This is a genomic window from Alcanivorax quisquiliarum, assembly GCF_023051175.1.
In the GTDB taxonomy this organism is placed as follows: domain Bacteria; phylum Pseudomonadota; class Gammaproteobacteria; order Pseudomonadales; family Alcanivoracaceae; genus Isoalcanivorax; species Isoalcanivorax quisquiliarum.
The window spans coordinates 641,216-659,316 of sequence record NZ_JALKII010000001.1 but is presented as its reverse complement, the minus strand read 5'-3'; the positions used below and the strand labels follow the sequence as shown (position 1 = coordinate 659,316).

17 protein-coding genes are annotated in these 18,101 nt (G+C 61.5%); 12 read left to right on the top strand and 5 right to left on the bottom strand.

Annotation, left to right across the window (positions count from 1 at the left end):
• Positions 1-177 precede the first annotated feature (177 nt).
• From trxA to MU846_RS02955, 4 genes are all read left to right on the top strand, one after another.
• Positions 178-1,062 (top strand): thioredoxin, encoded by an 885-nt coding sequence (gene trxA, locus MU846_RS02970; RefSeq protein WP_246948184.1) that lies wholly within the window; start codon positions 178-180, stop codon positions 1,060-1,062.
• A gap of 197 nt (positions 1,063-1,259) precedes the next feature.
• Positions 1,260-1,646: an SCP2 sterol-binding domain-containing protein gene (locus tag MU846_RS02965; RefSeq protein WP_246948183.1), complete on the top strand. Its 387-nt coding sequence runs from the start codon at positions 1,260-1,262 to the stop codon at positions 1,644-1,646.
• A gap of 450 nt (positions 1,647-2,096) precedes the next feature.
• Positions 2,097-2,429, top strand: a complete 333-nt coding sequence (locus tag MU846_RS02960) for a DMT family transporter (protein WP_246948182.1) — start codon at positions 2,097-2,099, stop codon at positions 2,427-2,429.
• Between the two features lie 57 nt (positions 2,430-2,486).
• Positions 2,487-4,658, top strand: a complete 2,172-nt coding sequence (locus tag MU846_RS02955; RefSeq protein ID WP_246948180.1) for an acetyl-CoA hydrolase/transferase C-terminal domain-containing protein — start codon at positions 2,487-2,489, stop codon at positions 4,656-4,658.
• A 40-nt stretch (positions 4,659-4,698) separates the two neighbouring features.
• On the opposite strand, the gene MU846_RS02950 is transcribed toward MU846_RS02955, so the two are convergent.
• The 3 genes from MU846_RS02950 to MU846_RS02940 are packed head-to-tail and all read right to left on the bottom strand — an operon-like array spanning position 4,699 to position 7,800.
• The gene (locus MU846_RS02950; RefSeq protein WP_246948178.1) at positions 4,699-6,162 is read right to left on the bottom strand and encodes a protein adenylyltransferase SelO; all 1,464 of its coding nucleotides are present in this window, start codon (positions 6,160-6,162) and stop codon (positions 4,699-4,701) included.
• A gap of 46 nt (positions 6,163-6,208) precedes the next feature.
• On the bottom strand, positions 6,209-6,748 hold the full coding sequence (locus tag MU846_RS02945) for a DUF4282 domain-containing protein (RefSeq protein ID WP_246948176.1): 540 nt from the start codon (positions 6,746-6,748) through the stop codon (positions 6,209-6,211).
• On the bottom strand, positions 6,742-7,800 hold the full coding sequence (locus MU846_RS02940; RefSeq protein ID WP_246948174.1) for a DUF2804 domain-containing protein: 1,059 nt from the start codon (positions 7,798-7,800) through the stop codon (positions 6,742-6,744). Before MU846_RS02940 ends, MU846_RS02945 begins: the two co-directional genes overlap by 7 nt.
• Here MU846_RS02940 and MU846_RS02935 point away from each other — a divergent pair.
• Positions 7,799-7,942 (top strand): hypothetical protein, encoded by a 144-nt coding sequence (locus MU846_RS02935; RefSeq protein WP_246948172.1) that lies wholly within the window; start codon positions 7,799-7,801, stop codon positions 7,940-7,942. The two genes, MU846_RS02940 and MU846_RS02935, sit on opposite strands and share 2 nt — an antisense overlap.
• 17 nt (positions 7,943-7,959) lie before the next feature.
• Here MU846_RS02935 and MU846_RS02930 read toward each other — a convergent pair whose 3' ends face one another.
• The gene (locus tag MU846_RS02930) at positions 7,960-8,649 is read right to left on the bottom strand and encodes a hypothetical protein (RefSeq protein ID WP_246948170.1); all 690 of its coding nucleotides are present in this window, start codon (positions 8,647-8,649) and stop codon (positions 7,960-7,962) included.
• A 261-nt stretch (positions 8,650-8,910) separates the two neighbouring features.
• On the opposite strand from MU846_RS02930, the gene MU846_RS02925 reads away from it, so the two are divergent.
• The 5 genes from MU846_RS02925 to MU846_RS02905 all read left to right on the top strand — a co-directional run bounded on the left by MU846_RS02925 (position 8,911) and on the right by MU846_RS02905 (position 13,452).
• Positions 8,911-9,387 carry a type III secretion system chaperone family protein gene (locus tag MU846_RS02925; RefSeq protein ID WP_246948166.1) on the top strand — a complete coding sequence of 159 codons (477 nt, stop codon included), beginning with the start codon at positions 8,911-8,913 and terminating at the stop codon, positions 9,385-9,387.
• 72 nt (positions 9,388-9,459) lie between these two features.
• Positions 9,460-10,104 (top strand): 2OG-Fe(II) oxygenase, encoded by a 645-nt coding sequence (locus tag MU846_RS02920; protein WP_246948164.1) that lies wholly within the window; start codon positions 9,460-9,462, stop codon positions 10,102-10,104.
• A gap of 314 nt (positions 10,105-10,418) precedes the next feature.
• Positions 10,419-10,862: an Hsp20 family protein gene (locus MU846_RS02915; RefSeq protein ID WP_306799186.1), complete on the top strand. Its 444-nt coding sequence runs from the start codon at positions 10,419-10,421 to the stop codon at positions 10,860-10,862.
• Between the two features lie 551 nt (positions 10,863-11,413).
• Positions 11,414-12,751, top strand: a complete 1,338-nt coding sequence (locus tag MU846_RS02910) for an MATE family efflux transporter (protein ID WP_246948159.1) — start codon at positions 11,414-11,416, stop codon at positions 12,749-12,751.
• A gap of 182 nt (positions 12,752-12,933) precedes the next feature.
• A complete protein-coding gene (locus MU846_RS02905) occupies positions 12,934-13,452 on the top strand; it encodes a hypothetical protein (protein WP_246948156.1) in 519 nt (172 codons plus the stop codon).
• A gap of 19 nt (positions 13,453-13,471) precedes the next feature.
• On the opposite strand, the gene MU846_RS02900 is transcribed toward MU846_RS02905, so the two are convergent.
• A complete protein-coding gene (locus MU846_RS02900) occupies positions 13,472-14,359 on the bottom strand; it encodes a fatty acid desaturase (RefSeq protein WP_246948153.1) in 888 nt (295 codons plus the stop codon).
• 252 nt (positions 14,360-14,611) lie between these two features.
• Between MU846_RS02900 and MU846_RS02895 the strand changes: the two genes are divergently transcribed.
• Positions 14,612-15,535 carry an AraC family transcriptional regulator gene (locus MU846_RS02895; protein ID WP_246948151.1) on the top strand — a complete coding sequence of 308 codons (924 nt, stop codon included), beginning with the start codon at positions 14,612-14,614 and terminating at the stop codon, positions 15,533-15,535.
• Positions 15,536-15,660: 125 nt separating this feature from the next.
• Entirely contained in the window at positions 15,661-18,015 is a 2,355-nt protein-coding gene (locus MU846_RS02890) for a putative bifunctional diguanylate cyclase/phosphodiesterase (protein WP_246948150.1), read from the top strand.
• The last annotated feature ends 86 nt before the right edge of the window (positions 18,016-18,101 follow it).

Below are 18,101 nucleotides of genomic sequence, written 5' to 3'. Positions count from 1 at the left end.
GGTGGGCGTGGGTCGATGGTAGTCCAGCGTGGCCCCGGTAGGGGAACAACAAGGCAAAAATGGCGTAAAAATCTGCCGCTTCGGTGTGGACGGCGGCTGTGGCTGGCGGCTGGCACGGGCTATGCTCGCGGGCCGAATGTCGTACAATCGACTGCCTTCCGGGAGTGAGGATTCATCGTGCAACAAGCAGAACAGTTCATTATTGATGTGACCGAGCAGAATCTGGCGCAGGTGCTTGAGCACTCCCGCCAGGTGCCGGTGATCGTGGATTTCTGGGCAGCCTGGTGCCAGCCCTGCCAGCAGATGGCGCCGATACTGGAAAAGATCGTGCAGGAGCATGCCGGCCGAGTGGTACTCGCCAAAGTGAATGCGGACGAGCAGCAGGCCATCGCCGCGCAGTTCGGCGTGCGCAGCCTGCCGACGCTGAAGCTGGTGTTTCAGGGCCAGCTGGTAGCGGAGCTCGCCGGGCTGCAAACCGAGGCGGCCTTGCGGCAGTGGCTGGCGCCGGTGCTGGGCAATGCGGAGCAGGACGCTGCCGAGCAGGAACAGGCGCTGATCGCGCGGATTCGTGATGCGATCGAAGCGGGCCATGGAGAGCAGGCCGAGGCGGCTCTGCGGCAGCTGCTGGCAGAGACACCCGAGAGCCATGCGCTGCGCGCCGTGCTGGTCGAGTACCTGCTGGCCGAGGGACGTGTCGAGGAAGCGCAATCGGTGCTTGCCGAGGTGGTCGAGGATGCCGCGGAGCTGGCGCCCTTCCGGGCGCGCCTGACACTGCTGGACGAATTACCGCAGGCGGCGCAATCGCTGGCGGAGCTGACGCGGCAGATCGAGGCCGGCGAGGGCGATCACCGCGCCGCTGCCTTATATGCATACGGTTTGCAGGCCGCCGCCGCCGGGCAGTTTCGAGACAGCCTGGAGGCGTTGTTGCAATTGCTGCGTGAGCACGGCGGTTATCGGGACGGTATCGCTCGGGCGGGGTTATTGAAGGTATTCGAGTGCTTGCCCAAAGGCGATCCGCTGGCTAGCGAATATCGCCGCAAAATGTTCAATTATCTCTATTGAAAGGGCGTCGGTTGGGTAGGGCACGCCGGGTGTGTAGCATGATGCCGGTGCTGACAGTTTGCGCCAGCCGACTGGCCTTTAAGGCTATTGCCTGAAAGGCTGACGTTCTATATGGTACGGAGACTTTCGAACGACCGTTTGAATGTACGCCGGATGGATCAACCATTGGGCCGACAACCACACCAAGGAGAAGAGAGATGAGCAGCGAGTTCCTGTCTGACGAATGGTTTGCCAAGGTCCAAGAGCTGCGTGCTGAAGCTGGCGACATTCAGGCGCCGCCGGCACTGGCCGACCTGGTGATCAACATCACCGTAAACACCGACGCTGGCGAAAAGAAAATGGCGCTGGCAGGCGGCATGATCGAAGAAGGCCACCAGGACGGCGCGCCGACCACGCTGATCCTGCCGGCGGATCTGGCCAAGCGCATCTTCATCGAAGGCGATCAGTCCGCAGGCATGCAGGGCTTCATGAGCGGCCAGATCCGTATCGAAGGCGACATGAGCAAGCTGATGGCGCTGCAAACTGCCCAGCCGACCGCCGAGCAGAAAGAACTGATGCAGAAAATCCACGCGATTACCGCGTAAGGATTGCTCAGGGCTATTCAAGCAGTACATCGAGCAACGTGGCAAGCGCGTGTTCCTTGATGCTCACCACAGCTCGCGAGAAGCCCGGGTGCCGTATTATGCGGCGCCCGGGCTTTTTGCTTGTTACGCCGTCGTGACACGGCTTGCTCCCGGTACTTCTCGTGTTGTGACGCGGCCCTGAATCTGGCGCTGCGTCGTTGTTGCCAGATTCACTTTGCGAATGGTGGTGAGTAAAACCTGCGGTATGCATCATCACCGGGTCGTCACTTGGCACGCTTATCTCGCTGGTGTGCCCGCCCGGGTGCCAACTGGTGCGGCGCCGGCCGGCAAGATCGGGCGACAGTCTTTCGCAGCGAGCCAGATGTTGCGTACTCTTCCTGATAGTGTGTTCGACCGGAGCCGGTGTCGCCTTGCCGCCGCTGGCAAAGCCAGTTCTTTTCAGGAGGTGCTATGCCCGCTTATGCGCTGCTGGGAATTGCCATCATTGCCGAGGTGATCGCCACGTCGGCCCTCAAGGCGTCTTCAGGTTTCACACGGCTCGGCCCGAGCCTTGTTGTGATCACGGGGTACGCTTGTGCTTTTTATTTTCTGGCGCTGGTGATGCGTTCGATTCCGGTGGGCGTTGCCTATGCAATCTGGTCGGGCGTGGGTATTGTGCTGATAGGGGGCGCCAGCGCGGTGCTCTATCAACAGATGCCGGACTGGCCGGCACTGCTGGGGATGGCGCTGATTGTGATCGGCGTTGCTGTCATCAATCTGTTTTCGCGTATGACCGTGCATTGACAGCCAATGCAGCCGGATCAGCTTCAGGATAATTGACAACACAGCAAGGAGTGGTGCATGGCGGCAGCAAAGCGCGTGGCGTCAATCGACGTGGCAGTGGACGAAATTATCCGGCGCACCGGTGGCGAGATTCGCCTCGGTTTGCCATTGGGGCTGGGTAAGCCGAACCAGCTGGTCAATGCCTTGTACCACCGTGCGGTGGCAGACAGCTCGATTTCCCTCACTATCTATACCGCGCTGTCGCTCGGCCGGCCGTCGGCGGGGAGTGATCTGGAGGCGCGGTTTCTCACGCCCTTTGCCGAGCGTGTCTTTGGCGATTATGAAGAGCTGGCCTATCTGCACGCCATGCGGCGCAATCAACTGCCGGCGAACGTGTCGGTGCGAGAGTTCTTCTTTCAGCCAGGTACCTTGTTGAACAGTACGCAAGCGCAGCGGGATTATATCAGCAGCAACTATACCCATGTGGCGCGTGATCTCGATGCCGCAGGCGTCAATGTGGCGGCACAGATGGTTGCGGTGCGCGAAGATCGGCCGGGGCGGGTGAGCTTGTCCTGTAACCCGGAAGTATCGCTGGATCTGATGCCGCGCCTGGCGCGGCGCCGTGAAGCCGGCGACACCATTATCACCATCGCTCAGGTGCATCCCGAGCTGCCTTATATGAGCAACGATGCCGAGGTTGATGCGGCACTGTTCGATCTGCTCATTGATGCACCGGATGCCGGCACACGGCTGTTCAGTACGCCGAATATGCCGGTCAGCTTTCAGGATCACCTGGTGGGGCTCAACGCCAGCACGCTGGTGCGCGATGGCGGCATGTTGCAGATCGGCATTGGCGCGTTGGGCGATGCGCTGGTGCATCACACCTTGTTGCGTGAGCGCAGCAATGAACACTACCGGGCGTTGCTGGATGTCTTCGAGCTTGATCGCTTTGCAGCCCTGATTGACCGCGAGGGCGGGCGAGCGCCGTTTGCTCAAGGGTTGTACGGATGCAGCGAGATGTTCACGCACGGGCTGATGTCGCTGGTGGATGGCGGCGTGTTGCGGCGCCACGTCTACGATGATGAGTATCTGCAAGCGCTGATCAATCAGGGGCTGCTGGAACCGCGAGCGACGCTGGCCTCGCTTGACGCGCTGCGGGCCGCGGGGGCGCTGCATGATGCGCTCGATGGCGCGACGCTGGCGTGGTTGCAGGAGCTGGGGCTGCTGCCGGCACAGATGCAGTTGCGTGAAGACGGGCTGAGCCTCGATGGTGCGCTGTTGCCCAATGATCTGCGAGACGCCGGCACGCGGGCAGTGCTTGAGACGCATCTGGATGGCGGGCTACTGCGGGGCGGCACCTTGATGCATGGCGGGTTTTTCCTCGGCCCGGCCGCTTTCTATCAGCGGCTGCGGGAGCTGACGCCCGAGCTGGCGAGCGCAATCAACATGACCCGTGTCAGCTTCATCAATCAGCTTTACGGTGATGAAACGCTGAAACGGCTTCAGCGGCGCGATGGGCGCTTTATCAACACGGCGTTCACGGTGACGGCGTTGGGGGCGGCGGTGTCCGATCAGCTTGAGGATGGGCGCGTGCTGTCGGGGGTTGGAGGCCAATATAATTTTGTCAGCCAGGCTCAGGAGCTGGAGGACGCCCGCAGTATTTTGTTGCTGCGCGCCTGGCGAGAGCGCGGCGGCGAGGCGGCGTCCAATATTGTCTGGTCTTACGGGCATACCACTATTGCGCGCCACCTGCGGGATATTTTCGTGACTGAATATGGCATTGCTGATGTGCGCGGCAAAACTGATGCGCAAGTGATCGCCGCCCTGGTCAATATTGCCGATAGCCGGTTTCAGGGCGAGTTGCTGGAGCAGGCGCGCAAGGCTGGCAAGATCGCGCAGGATTATCAAGTGCCCGAGGCGTTCCGCTATAACACGCCGGAGCGGTTAGCTGAGCGAGCCCGGCAGGCGCCCGCCGGGGCATTTCCCACCTTCCCACTGGGCTGCGACTTTACCGAGACGGAGCAGCAGTTGCTGGAGGCGCTGAACTGGTTGAAGGAAAAAGCCAGCCGGAAAGCCTATCTGGAACTCGGCCGACGCTCGCTGGTGCGGGAGGAGGCAGAACAACAATTCCAGCCACATCTGGCACGCATGGGCCTGGCCGAGCCGAGCGGCCTGCGGGAGCGGCTTTATCGACGCCTGCTACTGGCAGCGCTGTCACGCACCAGTGGCGGGCGGGGTTCAACAGCTTGAAGAACCAACCGCTTTGAAGAGAGCGAGAGCGTAAAGAGTGTCAGGATGAGCAGCTGATTTCCAGATGCCGCCCCCAATCCGGGGGTAGTGCAGCGTAATGCGCCTGCTCGGGCTGTTCGGCAAAGGGCGTGCGCAGCAGCTGGTGCAGGCGCGCCACCTCGCTGAAGTCGCCTTGCTCGGCCCGGCGTATTGCTGTTTCAGCAAGATAGTTGCGGAGCACATAACGTGGATTGGCGGCGCGCATGGCCGCAGCGCGAGCATGCTCGTCCTGCGGCTCCCGTTCCAGCCGTGTGGCGTACTGGCGCGCCCACGCCTGAAAAGCATCCCGATCGCGAAATTCATCCTGAGCGGGTGTCGTCAGCGTGCGCTGATCGAACTCGCACAGGCCGCGAAAACTGCGGGTGTAGTCGGCACCGTCGCGTGCCATCAGCTCCAGCAGGCTCTGTATCAGCATTTCATCTTCGGCCTCGGCCTGTTGCAGCCCGAGGCGGGCGCGCATCAGGGCATGATAATGCTGTCGAAAGGCCGGTTCGTATTCCTGCAAGGCGCTGACCAGATCATCGCGCTCGACCAGCGGCGACAGAGCGTGCGCCAGGCAATTGAGATTCCACAAGCCGACACGCGGTTGCTGATCAAACGCATAGCGCCCCTGCCAGTCGGAGTGGTTGCAGATAAACCCCGGTTCGAACGCATCCAGAAAACCGTATGGCCCGTAGTCGAAGGTTTCGCCCAGCACGCTCATGTTGTCACTGTTCATCACGCCGTGAGCGAAACCGGCGTGCTGCCAGCCGGCGATCATGTGAGCAGTACGCGCCACTACGGTGCGCAGGAATTCGCGCGCCGGTTGCTCGGCCTGGCGCAGCGCAGGCAGATGGGCATCAATGACGTAATCCAGCAGCGGTGTCAGCAGCGGGGTCTGGCCGCTGTGAAACAGATATTCGAAATGCCCGAAGCGGACGTGGGTGCTGGCCACGCGCACCAGCATGGCGCCGGTTTCGCGGCGCTCGCGCCAGACCGGCTCGTCGGAACCGATCACACACAGCGCACGGGTGGTGGCAATGCCGAGCGCGGCCAGTGCTTCGCTGGCCAGAAATTCACGAATCGAGGAACGCAGCACAGCGCGGCCATCGCCCATGCGGGAGAACGGGGTCTGGCCTGCGCCCTTGAGATGCAGGTCCAGCCGCCGGCCGTCAGTGCGCTGTACTTCGCCAAGCAGCAGGCCCCGGCCATCGCCGAGATCGGGGTTGTACACCCCGAACTGGTGGCCGGTGTATTTTTGCGCCACGGGCGCCATGCCCGGCAGCAGGTGCTCACCGGAAAATGCCTCTAGCAGATGGGCATCGCTGACGCTTTCCGGTGAGAGGCCCAGCAGTGCCAGGCAATCATCGCTGCGCGCCACCAGCCGCTGCGGTGCTGCGAGCGGCTGGGGCAGCACATCGACGTGGAGGCTCTCGGGCAGTTGCCGGTAGCGGTTAGCAAACTGTAGTTGAGCAATCGGATTCATGCTCGCACTTTGACAGCTTTGACGGTGCCCGGCCAGCGCTCGGCAGCTATTCTGCGCGTGGTTTGCCAGTGGCCGGGCTGTCGCCGTTGTCGGCGCGCCGCCGTGGCTCGGCGGGCTTGCCCCGGGCGGCTTTGCCGGTGCCGGTGAGCGCGCGCCAGAAGGGTATGCGACGGGTCAGGGCGGCCATCTCATCCACCGAATCGCTGATGCCGGAGAGGCGATCGACCGTGTCGCGGATGCCCACCAGCTCATCCACATGTTCGGCGATGCGAAACACGACGCGATAAAACTCCAGCAGCGCACGCAGCACAGACGCCAGTACCAGAAACGTCAAAGGTGCGGCAAAAAAAAGATAAAACAGGCCGCGCCAGGTGGATTGGAAAAATGCTTCTACACACAGATAAAGCAGGCCGCAGGCAATCGCCACCAGAGCGAGGCCATACACACCTGGCAGTACCTGGATGATCATGTATTTGTCGAAGCGAAAATTGAACAGCTCACGCCAGTACTGGACAACCCAGATGATCGCCAAGCGAACTTTTTCGCGTGCTGTGCGGTGCTCCGGAGCGGGGGTCGGCTCTACCATTTTGCGTATTGTTCCTCTACGAAACCGTACAGATTCTGTACCGTCAGGCGATCGCCGCCAGGCAGGTGGATATCCCCGCTGAAGCAACCGAAAAGCTGGTTGAAGTTGGTTGCGAACAGCCCCAGATTCAGATGTTCGCGGTGGTTGCCCAAGGGTTCGAAGCGCAGCGCCACCTGGCCATCACGGCTGGTTACGCGCCAGGGCTTGAGCAGATCGTCACGGTCGTAGTGAAAGATGGTGGTATCGACCTTGATCAGTTGATCATCCAGCCACAAGCAGTTTTCCGTGAAGCTGGTTTCGTTGACACCACAAGAGAGATTCAGGCCCAGCCTTCTGCCGCCCACCTGGCCGCTGAGGCAGGCCCAGTTCCAGAAGGTTTCCCGGCGCATGTAACCAGCGGAAAAATCATGGTGCCCGCAGGCGCCGAGTGCGGTCAGATCCAGGCTCTCGTCGTCTCGCTGCAGCGTGCCGCCAACCGGAGTGCCGGCGACCTTGTTGGCGTAAACCCAGCCATTGACGCCGGTGCGTGTGCAGATCGACATGGGCTGGTAGGCGGCGCTTTCATCCATCTCCGCTTGCAGCGACAGCGAGGGCAGCTGCACCGAGAGTGTCTTGCGCAGGCCGCCCTGATGCTTGCGGTAGCCCATGTGTATATCCACGCCGCGCTGGCGAAAGCGGCTGTCGCCTTCCACGGGGGAGCTGGAGAGTTGCATGGCGCTTGATAGCGGCGAGCGCCAGGTGTGCTCGATCAGTTTGCCGGTGGCAGGCTCGAACAGATAAAAGAACGCAACACCGAGCCAGGAGGTATCCGCCAGCGCGCAGCCGGCCAGCAGATCGTCGCTGATGATGCCGAAATACTGAAATTGCTTGTAATTGAAATGACGGGCGAGGCGGCTGGCGGGCCGGCCCATCGGGGTACGGTAATCGGCATCACGCCCGTTGATCAACGGCAGGCTGCCGGGAAAGATGCCGAAAGCCACCTGGCCGCGGTCATCGATCAGCCGTTGCGGCAGGGGCGGAATGTTGTTGTTATTGATCGCGTTATCAGGCATGGCTTCCCCATCCTTCAGAGACGACAACGCCCGGCTGGTGCTGCGGCAAATGCTGCCGCCAGAGCACCGGAACCGGGCGATCCTCGGCACGAACATAGACAATCGTTTCCCGGCAGGCAAGCTGCTGGCCGGGATTGTTTGACAGCACCTGCCGGGGGCTCAATCGGTCCCGATCTCTTGCAGCAGGCTGTGCATATAGAGAGTGGCGTGCGTCACCTGCTCGCCTTCCAGTTCGGCGAAGACGCGGCGGATCACGGCATGGGTGGCCTTGCTGGTGGTGTGCAGCGCCACATCAGCCACTTTGCGCAGGATCGGGCCGAAGCCGAGCAGGGCAATCGGGCGCTCGAAATACCAGTGCAGGGCGACATCGGTCATCTCGTGCAAGTACTCCACCAGCAGCGGGCGGGCGGCCGTGGGATCATTGGCTTCGCACAGCTCGCGGGCGCGTTCCAGCTTGTCTGCCAGGGCGCTGTCGATGGGAAACACCACATACCAGGTTTCGGTGCCTTCGGCGTCGGGAATCATGCGGCGCATTTCATCCATATAGTCGGCGGTTTGCCGATGCTGCGCGAGATCAAGCTTCTTCGTGGCCCGGCGTACTACCAGCTGGGAGGCCTTGTTGATGGTGTCGGCGGTGAGCGCCACCGCCCGCTTGAGGCCGCCGCTCAGGCCGACCAGTTCACTGGGACGTAAAAAGAATACCGTCAGCGCCTGTTGCAGAAACTCTGTCATGATGGCTTCCACAGTAGCCGGCTCCAGCCTTGGCTGCGGGCCTTTCATGCGCTGGATGAAGCCATCTGTGGTGTTGTGGAGCTGCTCCGTGGACTGAAACGCGACATATCGGGCCATTCTGTATCTCCCTGTGTGCAACGGCGCCCCCCGGCGACGTTGTGCGAGTATTATGCTTGTTATGCACCGGCTCGCGCCGATGGGCGATGACTCGTGGTCAATGGTCGATCAGAGTCAGGCTGCCCGGCAGCGTAGCGAGCCTGCACGGCTACGCCAATGACGCAAATGGTCGCCAGGCCGGGTGTGGCCGGTCAGGCAGGTGCTCTTTCAATCGGCCCGCTAATCCCCCATCATTCGCGGCCAGTCAGATCGGAGTACGGCATGCTTTCTCTCGTAACGCCCGACGCCGGCCACCTGGAACGCTGGTTGCAACAGGCGGGCATCGAATATTATATCTGTGATCAATGCCATGGCCTGCATTTGAGTGCGCTACAGGCGCGTGAGGGCGTGCTTGATGCACGCCTGTTTCTGGAAGACGACGGCATCCTGCTGAGCACCGAACTGGAGATCAGGCCCTCCAGCCTGTTTCTGGTGCAGGCGGATCTCGGCCGGCTCAACATGAGCTTTCCGATGCTGAAGATCTTTCTGGATGTCAACGACGACACGTTACCGCGCATGGTGGCCTGCGATCTGCTATTGACGCAGCAGGGCATTACCGCGAAACAATTCGCGTATTTTGTGCAATCCTGTATGGACGCCTGCCAGCAGCTTCTGGATGACTGCCAGCAGACCGACTGCCTGATGGGGCCGGAGGGCCTGGCGGACAATGATGCGCCGCCGCATGGCGCGTTGCACTGAGCAGATATCTGCCGGGGCCGCTATACAGATCGGATTCTACTTGCTGCGCTCTGGCGAGCGCCGGACAAACCGATGGATACGATGCAGCCGCCGGTGGGCGGTGGAGCGGGAAATGGAGCACGGAGCCGGATCGTTGACGGGCTGATCACACGCGGCTACGCGCTGGAACAAGCCTACTTCTCGCCGGTGCTGGTGCGTGCACTGCGCAGCGAGGCGTTGCAGCGTGACCTGGATGGCGAATTCAGCGTTCGGGAGTCCTGCCATGATCTGTTTCCGCCGGCCCATCCTGCACTGCATCGCAACCGCTGCTACCGCCTCAACGGCGGCACCCTGGCACAGCTGCGGCTCTTGCAGGAGTTGCAGCAGCTGCGTTGCCTGATCAGCCAGCGCCTGTTGCCCGAACTGGCTACGATGGAAGCCGATTTCGTGGTGCAGGCCGCTGGCGTCGCCCAACGCCGCCACCTGGTCACGGAAGATTATGGCGCCGCTTGCCTGGTGTCGGTGGTGATCTATCTCAATGCCTTGTGGACACAGGGCGACGGCGGTGGGCTGCGGCTGTGGCCGGCAATCGACAGCGTGCACCCGGAGCTTGAGGTTACCCCGCGTGCCGGCACTCTGGTGTGTTTTCTGGGGGACCAGATTGCCCAGGAAGTGATCGCGCCGCGCCGTGACAGAATGGGCATCGCCGGCCGCCTGCTGCGCGCTGTGGGGCGGTAGGCAGCGCCAGTGGCCTTTCCGCCGGGCCAGCGCCTGGATGCAGCGGCGGTTATCGCCGCCACGCCGCGCTTCCGGCGCTTTCATCGCCACTTTCATCGCTACTCCGCGCACTACTCACCTCACTCCATTTGTTGTGTTTGGTGTACTTGAAAAGTAGCCCGGCGGCCGCATATTCAAGAGTGTGACAGCTCCGGCCGGTGTTTCGTCACATGTTTCGACAATCTGTTCTTTTTCTGACTGAGATAGCGCTTCGCGGGTGCCGCAGAGCTGGCTTTGCCGGCTGGGCTCGTGCTGCGTGTATTGGAGGAAACATGATGAGTACACAGTTTTCACTGGCGCCGTTGTTCCGCCATACGGTGGGGTTTGATCGTTTCAATGAACTGCTCGACACGGCGCTGCGTGCCGATCAATCGAGCAGCTATCCCCCTTACGACATTTTGCGCGAGGGTGAGGACAGCTACCGAGTGGTGATGGCCGTTGCGGGTTTCACGCAAGACGACTTGCAGATTACGGCCAAGGAGAACCTGCTGACCGTGACAGGTCGCCAGAATGAGGAAAAACCCGTCCCGGGTGGTGAAGGTGCGTCTGTAACCTGGTTGCATCGCGGCATTGCGCGTCGCAGTTTTGAACGCAACTTCCGCCTTGCAGATCATGTTCAGGTGGAGGGCGCCTCGCTGCGTGATGGCCTGCTGGAAATCCACTTGCGGCGTGTATTGCCGGAAGCCAGCCGCCCGCGTGAAATCCAGATCACCCATTGAGCTGACGGCCAGGGCCGCACAGCGGCGACGCTCCACTGTCGCTTCCCTCAGTAGTGCTGTGTAGTGCCCTGTGGTGTTATGTCGCAGGCCGGCCACCTTGTGTGGCCGGCTTTCTGTATGGTGCTCTGGCAAAGATGCGCTGTTGAAAAGATTCATTGTCGATTTCCGTGCGGCCTTTCCGCACGGATTCGCACTCTTAAGCCCAGATTTCATGCGTTCCGGCGCGAGCGATGCTGGCCCGGAAGAGAGGGGCGCACAAAAGATCCGTGTGCTGGGCGAGCATTGGTGCTTTCTCGGATATCGGAAATACTGCGTCGGACATCGACGATGGAACTGAAGAAAGGATCGACGCCTTCAGCCGCGCAGATCAGCGCTACGTTTTACTGCCCTGCGCCGAGAGAAGCAGTAGCGCCGGGTATGGTGTGCTGACTTGGCTTGTCATAGCTTACCTTGTCATGGCTTTTTGACTGGCAGGTGTTGCGGGCCCCGCCAGCTGGCTTTTCCTGCGCGATATGTTGCGTGTCCCCGCCGTTTAAAAAGGGCTATATCGAGTGAAAAATGAGTTCACCGAAGGCTCGGTGCCGCGCACGCTGTTCCGGTTTTCGTTTCCCATCCTGCTGACCAATCTGGCGCAGGCTTCCATGTTGCTGATCAACGGGCTCTGGGTGGGCAACCTGCTCGGTAGTGCAGCCTTTGCCGCGCTCACGGTAGGCACCACGGTGATGGTGGTCATTCTGGCTTTCGTGCTGGGCATGAACAACGCCACGTTGACGATTTTTGCGCAATTGAAGGGTGCTGGCGAGCAGGCGGGCATCAATGCTTATCTGAGTGCATTCAGTATTATTCTGGCGCTGCTCTCTCTACTGATCGGTATGGCCGGCTATTTCGGCTCGGCTCACCTGCTGGCGCTGCTGAATACCCCCGCGCCGATCATGGAAGCAGCCCATCAGTATTTGCAGATCAACTTTATCGGCACATTGTTTCTGGCTGGCTACAACTTTGTCGGCACCTTGTTGCGCGCCTTTGGCGATAGCAAGACACCTCTTTATTTTGTGCTGTTGGCAACCGCGCTCACCGCAATTCTTGATCCGGTTTTCATTGCCGGTTTCGGGCTCGGCCTCAACGGTGCCGCTGTGGCCACGGTATTGGCGCAAGCCATCGCATTTCTGGCCAGTGTTGTTTATCTCTCCCGGCGTCTGGTGCACCGCTCGTTCCGCTTTCAGTTGCCGCGCAAGGAGGAGGTAGCAACGATTCTCAAGCTGGGCGTGCCCTCGGGCATTCAGATGATCGTCATCTACGCTGGCATGACAGCCATCCTGTCTCTGGTGAACACCTTTGGCGATGATGTAGTAGCGGGCTTTGGTGTAGCACAGCGGCTGGATAATATTGTATTGCTCCCCGCGGTTGCGCTGGGTGCGGCCGTGAATGCCATGGCAGCGCAGAATATCGGTGCAGCGCAATGGGGGCGTGTGGCACAGATATCGCGTGTGGGTATCGCATTCAACCTGGCGGTCATGTCGGCCTGTGCGGCGATGCTGTTTTTGCTGGCGGAGCCGCTGGTGCGGCTGTTCATCCAGCATGAGGGCAGTGTTGCCTTTGGCGTTTCCTATCTTCGCACCATTGCGCTGTTCTATCCGTTCATAGGCCTCAATTTCATTCTCAATGGCGTCGTACGAGGGGCGGGTGCCATGTTCCAGGTGCTGATGCTGAACATCATCTCGTTGTGGCTGTTGCGCGTGCCATTGACGTTCTGGATGACGTCGCTTTATGGCGAGGCGGGCATCGCGCTGGGGATCGGTACCAGTTTCCTGATCAGCAGTGGTTTTTCCGTGGCCTATTATCGCTGGGGCAGGTGGCGCAGCCGACAGTTGTTTACCGCTGCCTCATAGCCAAAACCGATCTATGGGAAATGCTGCTCATAGCAAGAAAATCTAGCCTGCGGATATACCTGGCCGCCGTTCTCTCCATACTGGAAGAGCATTCATGGCAGCGAGCTTGATGGCTTGTGATGCTGTTTTCAGGGCAGCCTCGCCATGCTCGCAAGGAACTGGCGTGATCAGGAGGCAATGCAATGAAACGCTTCTACTTCTTGACGCAGTCGTTACCCAGTGTGACCGGCATCAATCACGATCTGGCCGCAGCGGGCATCGGCAGTAACAGGATGTCGGTGATCGGCCCTGATACCGCTGAACTTGAGCGTGCGCAGCTTCAGGTGCCTTCGTTATGGTCGCAAACCGATATTGTGTACGCGGGCTTCTGGGGCGGTGTGATCGGCGTAGTCATCGGCGCGCTGGTGGGTTTCATGCTGATGGCGGCCGATCCGTTCGGCTTGCCGCTCAATGCCTGGGCGGTGTGGATCACGGCGGCATTCTCCGGGGCGCACGGTGCCTGGATGGGCGGGCTGGTGGGCATCAGCCGGCGCAATCACCATTTGCTGCGATATCTGGCCGAGGTGGAGCAGGGTCGCTATCTGGTCATGGTGGATGCCGATGATGATGACCAGGTGCGCCGGGTAACCCGGGTGATGAACGAAAAACACCGCGAGGCCCGGCAAGCCGGCATGGAAGAAAATTACAGCCCGATCTTGTAAGGCGCCGTCTGCCTGCCGGCTACTTTGAAACCTTCGGCGCGTTTGAAGCCGGCGGCGCGAGCGGCCGCCCCAGCGGGCTGACCAGATAAGGCTGCTGTGCCAGGTGCTGCTGCTCCGCCGCTCGCCATAACCGCAGATAGCGGTAGAAAGGCGCGCGCGGATACAGGTGATGCACCAGGTGATAGTTCTGGTACAGCAGCAGCGGCGTCAGCAGCCATTCCATGCCGACTCTGTTATTGGTGGCCTGCCACGGGTTTTCCTGTGCGCTCACCTTGTAAGGGTGGTGCGGGAGAAAATCGAAGGCAAAACCCAGCAGACCGACGGCAATGCGTGCGGGAATCAGCCAATACAGCAGCACGGCCATGCCGTAACCGGCGGCGACCGGAATGCCCACCAGCACCACCCCCACCAGCGCAGCTACCATGGTTTCGCGCCGCTCGGCTTGCGGCCGCTGCTTGAGCTTGGGCAGATAGTAGACGTAGTAACGCAGATCCAGCGTTGCCCAACGGAAAGGCAGCGTCCAGGCGCGGCCGCCGCCACACCAGTCATCCGGATCAAGTGCGCCACCCTGGTTGGTAAAGCGGTGATGCTGCATGTGAATGAAACGAAACGCCTTGAAAATGGGCGCCGGAGATAACGGCAGCATGGCGAGGCGGCCGGCCCAATCGTTCAGCCAGCGATATTGGCTGATGGCGTTGTGGGAGGCATCATGCAGTACCGTGAACGCCCAGAACGCCGCCAGCGCATTCAGGGCGATGGCCCAGCCAGTGCCAAGATGGCCGGCCAGTGCAGCGGCGCTGCTCCCGAACCAGAGGGTGGCGGCGGCAAGTCCGAGCAGCAGCGTTGGCCAGGCGATCACAGGGCGCCGGGTGTGGGCATCGGAAAGCGGAAGTTCATGGGTGGACACGGTGCAGCCTCACCTTGCAATAAATAAGAACATACATGTTGGCGAGAAGTTTCAGGATTATCTATCACAAAATGTCGCCTAAAGTTATCTTAGCGTCCAGGTGTGCCGGGCGCAGGCCCAGTTTTGTTGTTGTATACATTTAAAAGGGGATTTGGCGTGACCGGAGGAAATCGGCAGCATCAACCAGGGAGCGGTACAGGGAGAAGCGCTACAGGGCCAGGCAACGGGCCAGTACTAGAGCCGGCAGATGCATTGAGTGCGGTCATCAACGATATTCACTTTCGCGATGCGCGCCATGCCTTCGCACGGCTTCACGGCGACTGGCAGCTGTCGTTGGGGGAGGTGGCGGATTCCGCCGGCTTTTGCGTGGTGGTGCAGGGGCAGGTGCAATGCACGCTGGAATCCGGAGAGCAAGCCGTGGCTGAGGCAGGCGAGGTGCTGTTGTTTCCCGGCGGCGAGGGTTATCGGCTAAGCGCCGTGATCGAACCCGGTAGCGTGGCAGAGGAGCATGCGCCGGCGTTGCTGGAGGCACTGGCGGCTGGCCAGCGGCGGGTTTCGCTGGGGGCTCCGCAGATGGAGGGCGCCGCCGGCGCCTCGCTGCTGATCTGTCGCTTTCGCGTTGATCATGCACGGGCGCGCATGTTGACCAGCCTGTTGCCACGGCTGGTGCATGTCAGCGGCGGGAACCCGCCCGCATGGCTGGTGTTGGGGGTGCAGTTCGTACGAGTGGAGCTGGCCTCGCCGCAACCGGGCAACGACGCCATTCTCAATCGCCTGGTGGACGTGCTGTTCATCCAGTGCGTGCGCCATTGCATGGATACCGGGCAGATCAGCACGCAGGGCTGGCTGGCCGGATTACGCGACGCTAGCGTGGCGCGCGCGTTGGCCGCGATGCACCAGCGGCCGGGCGATAACTGGACGGTGGCCGGGCTGGCAAATGTGGCGGGGCTATCCCGTTCGGCGTTTGCGGCGCGCTTTCGCGAGCTGGTCGGTGAGCCGCCATTGTCATACCTCGCTGCGTTACGCATGTTGCAGGCAGAGCACCTGTTGCGTCGTACGCCGATGCCGTTGATTGCGATTGCGGACACCTTGGGGTACCAATCGAGCCAGGCATTCAACCGGGCTTTCCGGCGCCATACAGGGGTCAGCCCAGGGCGTTTCCGACGCACGGTGTAGGCGGGAGTTGTACATCGCGGAGCAGCGCGGGATGATCCGCTGGTCAGGGATACTTCGCCGGGGGGTGACTGGCCTGACGAGACGGGCGTGAGCCTGCAATAACCAAAAAAAGAAGAACAAGCAAAATGCCGAGTTCAACCCTGTACGACATGCTGCTTTACGGCAGCGCCGTCAGTGCTGTGCTGGTGGCGCTGATCATGGTGCAGTTCTGGCGCCGCGAGCGCCATGGCGCTTACCTCTTCTGGGCAGCGGCGTTCGCCGTGGGCGCGTTGCGCTACCTGCTGCCTGCGCTGGCGCCACCGGGCGAAGCCCTGGCGGCGCCATTATCCGAATATGCTGCTGGTGTGCGTGCATTGTTGCTGCTGTGTGGCGCCTGGATGTTCCTCCGCGGGCTGCGCTGGGCTGCTGCGTTGCGGTGGCTGGCGCTAGCCGGGCTGGGCCTGTGGCTGGTCGCCGAGGAGGCCGGGCAGGCGCTGCGGGTATTGCCGGTTCTGGGGGCGCTGGGTTATCTGGCGCTCGGCTGGGCGTTCATGCGCCAGCGGCCAACACACCGTTGGCACGGGCATTATTTCTTTGCCGGCAGTTGTGTGCTGCTGAGCTTTCATATGTTGGCCGTGCCGCTGCTGGCGGATTCGCCATGGCAGTTGTGGGGCTATGGGGCAACCCAGGCGCTGCATTATCTGACGGCCGTGGCGTTGTTGCTGATCTGGGCCCGCCGCGAACAGCGGCTGGCGGCACAGGCGCTGGATGCTGGTGAACGGGCGCTGGCGCATGTGCGTTACAGCCGCCGCCGGGAAACAGAGCTGCGTGAGCTGACCGATGCCTTGCTGGGGCAGATTTCCGATGGCGTGGTCATTTGCTCACCGGAAGGGCTGCTGACAGGCTTCAACCGAGCGGCCGAACGCATCTTCGGCTACCAGGCACAACAGGTACTGGGCGAGCCGGTGACGTTGCTGGCGCCGGCTGCGCTGCACGAAACGCAGCGCCGATCGCTGCTGCGGCTCAACGCACGGGTGGGCGCCGGCCAGGTGGGCTCGCGGCCCTGGGAGTTTACCGCACGCCACCGGGACGGCCGTTTGTTTCCGGTGGAAATCACCGTTTCGGATATGCACCTGGACGCCTCGCGGCAATATGTAGCAATCGTGCGCGATATTTCCGAGCGGCGGCGACATGAGGAAAAGCTGGCGCATCTGGCCGATCACGACGGGCTGACCGGGCTGCCGAACCGGCGCTGCTTCGAGCGGCGTTTGCGCGAGCGGTTGGCCGGGCAGCAAAGCGGCTTGCTGGCATTTCTGGATCTCGATGATTTCAAGCTGCTGAATGATTCACTGGGCCACAAGGCGGGGGATGCGGCGCTGGTCGCCATCGCCCGGCGGCTGGTCAGACTGACCGGCGATCACACTCTGGCAGCGCGCTACAGCGGCGATGAGTTCGTACTGTTTGCACCGGGCATGACGGCACCACAGGCTCAAGCGTGGGTTGATCAGCTGTTGCTGGCGGTGCGCGAGCCGGTTGCCTTCAACGGCATCGAATTCATTCTCAGCGGCAGTGTCGGGCTGGCCTGGTATCCGGGGCATGGTGCCGATGTGGAGGAGCTGGTGCGCAGCGCCGATCTGGCGATGTATGAAGCCAAGCGCGCCGGCAAGAACAAGCATTGCTTCTATCGCCCGGAAATGCTCGCGCAGCTGAATCGCACCGCCGAAATAGCCACGCTGCTCAAGCGCCTTGAGCCGGCGCGCGAGTTGTGGCTGGCGTTTCAGCCGCGCATGCATCTGGATGGCCGTGTGCTGGCCGGTGCGGAAGTGCTGCTGCGCTGGCGCACCCCGGACGGCGAGGAGATTCCGCCGCAGGAATTTATCCCGGTAGCGGAAGAAACCGGACAGATACTGCGGCTGGGTTACTGGGTGATGGAGCAAGCCTGCCAAACGCTGTCCCGTTGGCCGGCTCAGGCCACGCCGTTGGTGTTGTCGATCAATTTGTCCGCACGGCAGCTGTTCGATGAGTTGCTGGTGGAGCGGATCGAAAAGCTGCGCCAGCGCTATGGCTTGTCGCCCGCGCAGCTGGAATTCGAAATTACCGAAAGCTCGGCGATGCGGGATATGGATGATGCGGTGCGCGTGCTCGGGCGGCTGCGGGCGCTGGGTTACGGCTTGTCGCTGGATGATTTCGGCACCGGTTTTTCGTCGTTATCTCATTTGCGTTCGTTGCCGGTGGATACCGTAAAAATCGACCGCTCGTTTATTCGCGACATCGAGCACGACACGCACGACCGGGTGCTGGTGGCGAGCATTATCGAGCTGGCCTCGAACCTCGGCTTGCGCGTGCTGGCCGAAGGGGTGGAGACAACGGGGCAGTTGCAATTGCTCGAATCGCTCGGCTGTGACGATGTGCAAGGCTACCTGGTGGCGCGTCCACTGGCGGCAGAACGGTTCGAGACAGAAGTGCTGGGCAGCTGGCCCCATTGGCAGGCAGCCCGGTGAGCCGGGCGGTTGCAAAGCCCGGCGCCATTCGCCACAATGCGCGCCTCTTCAGCTTGTGCACTTCTGTGCCGAGCCAGATGTTAATG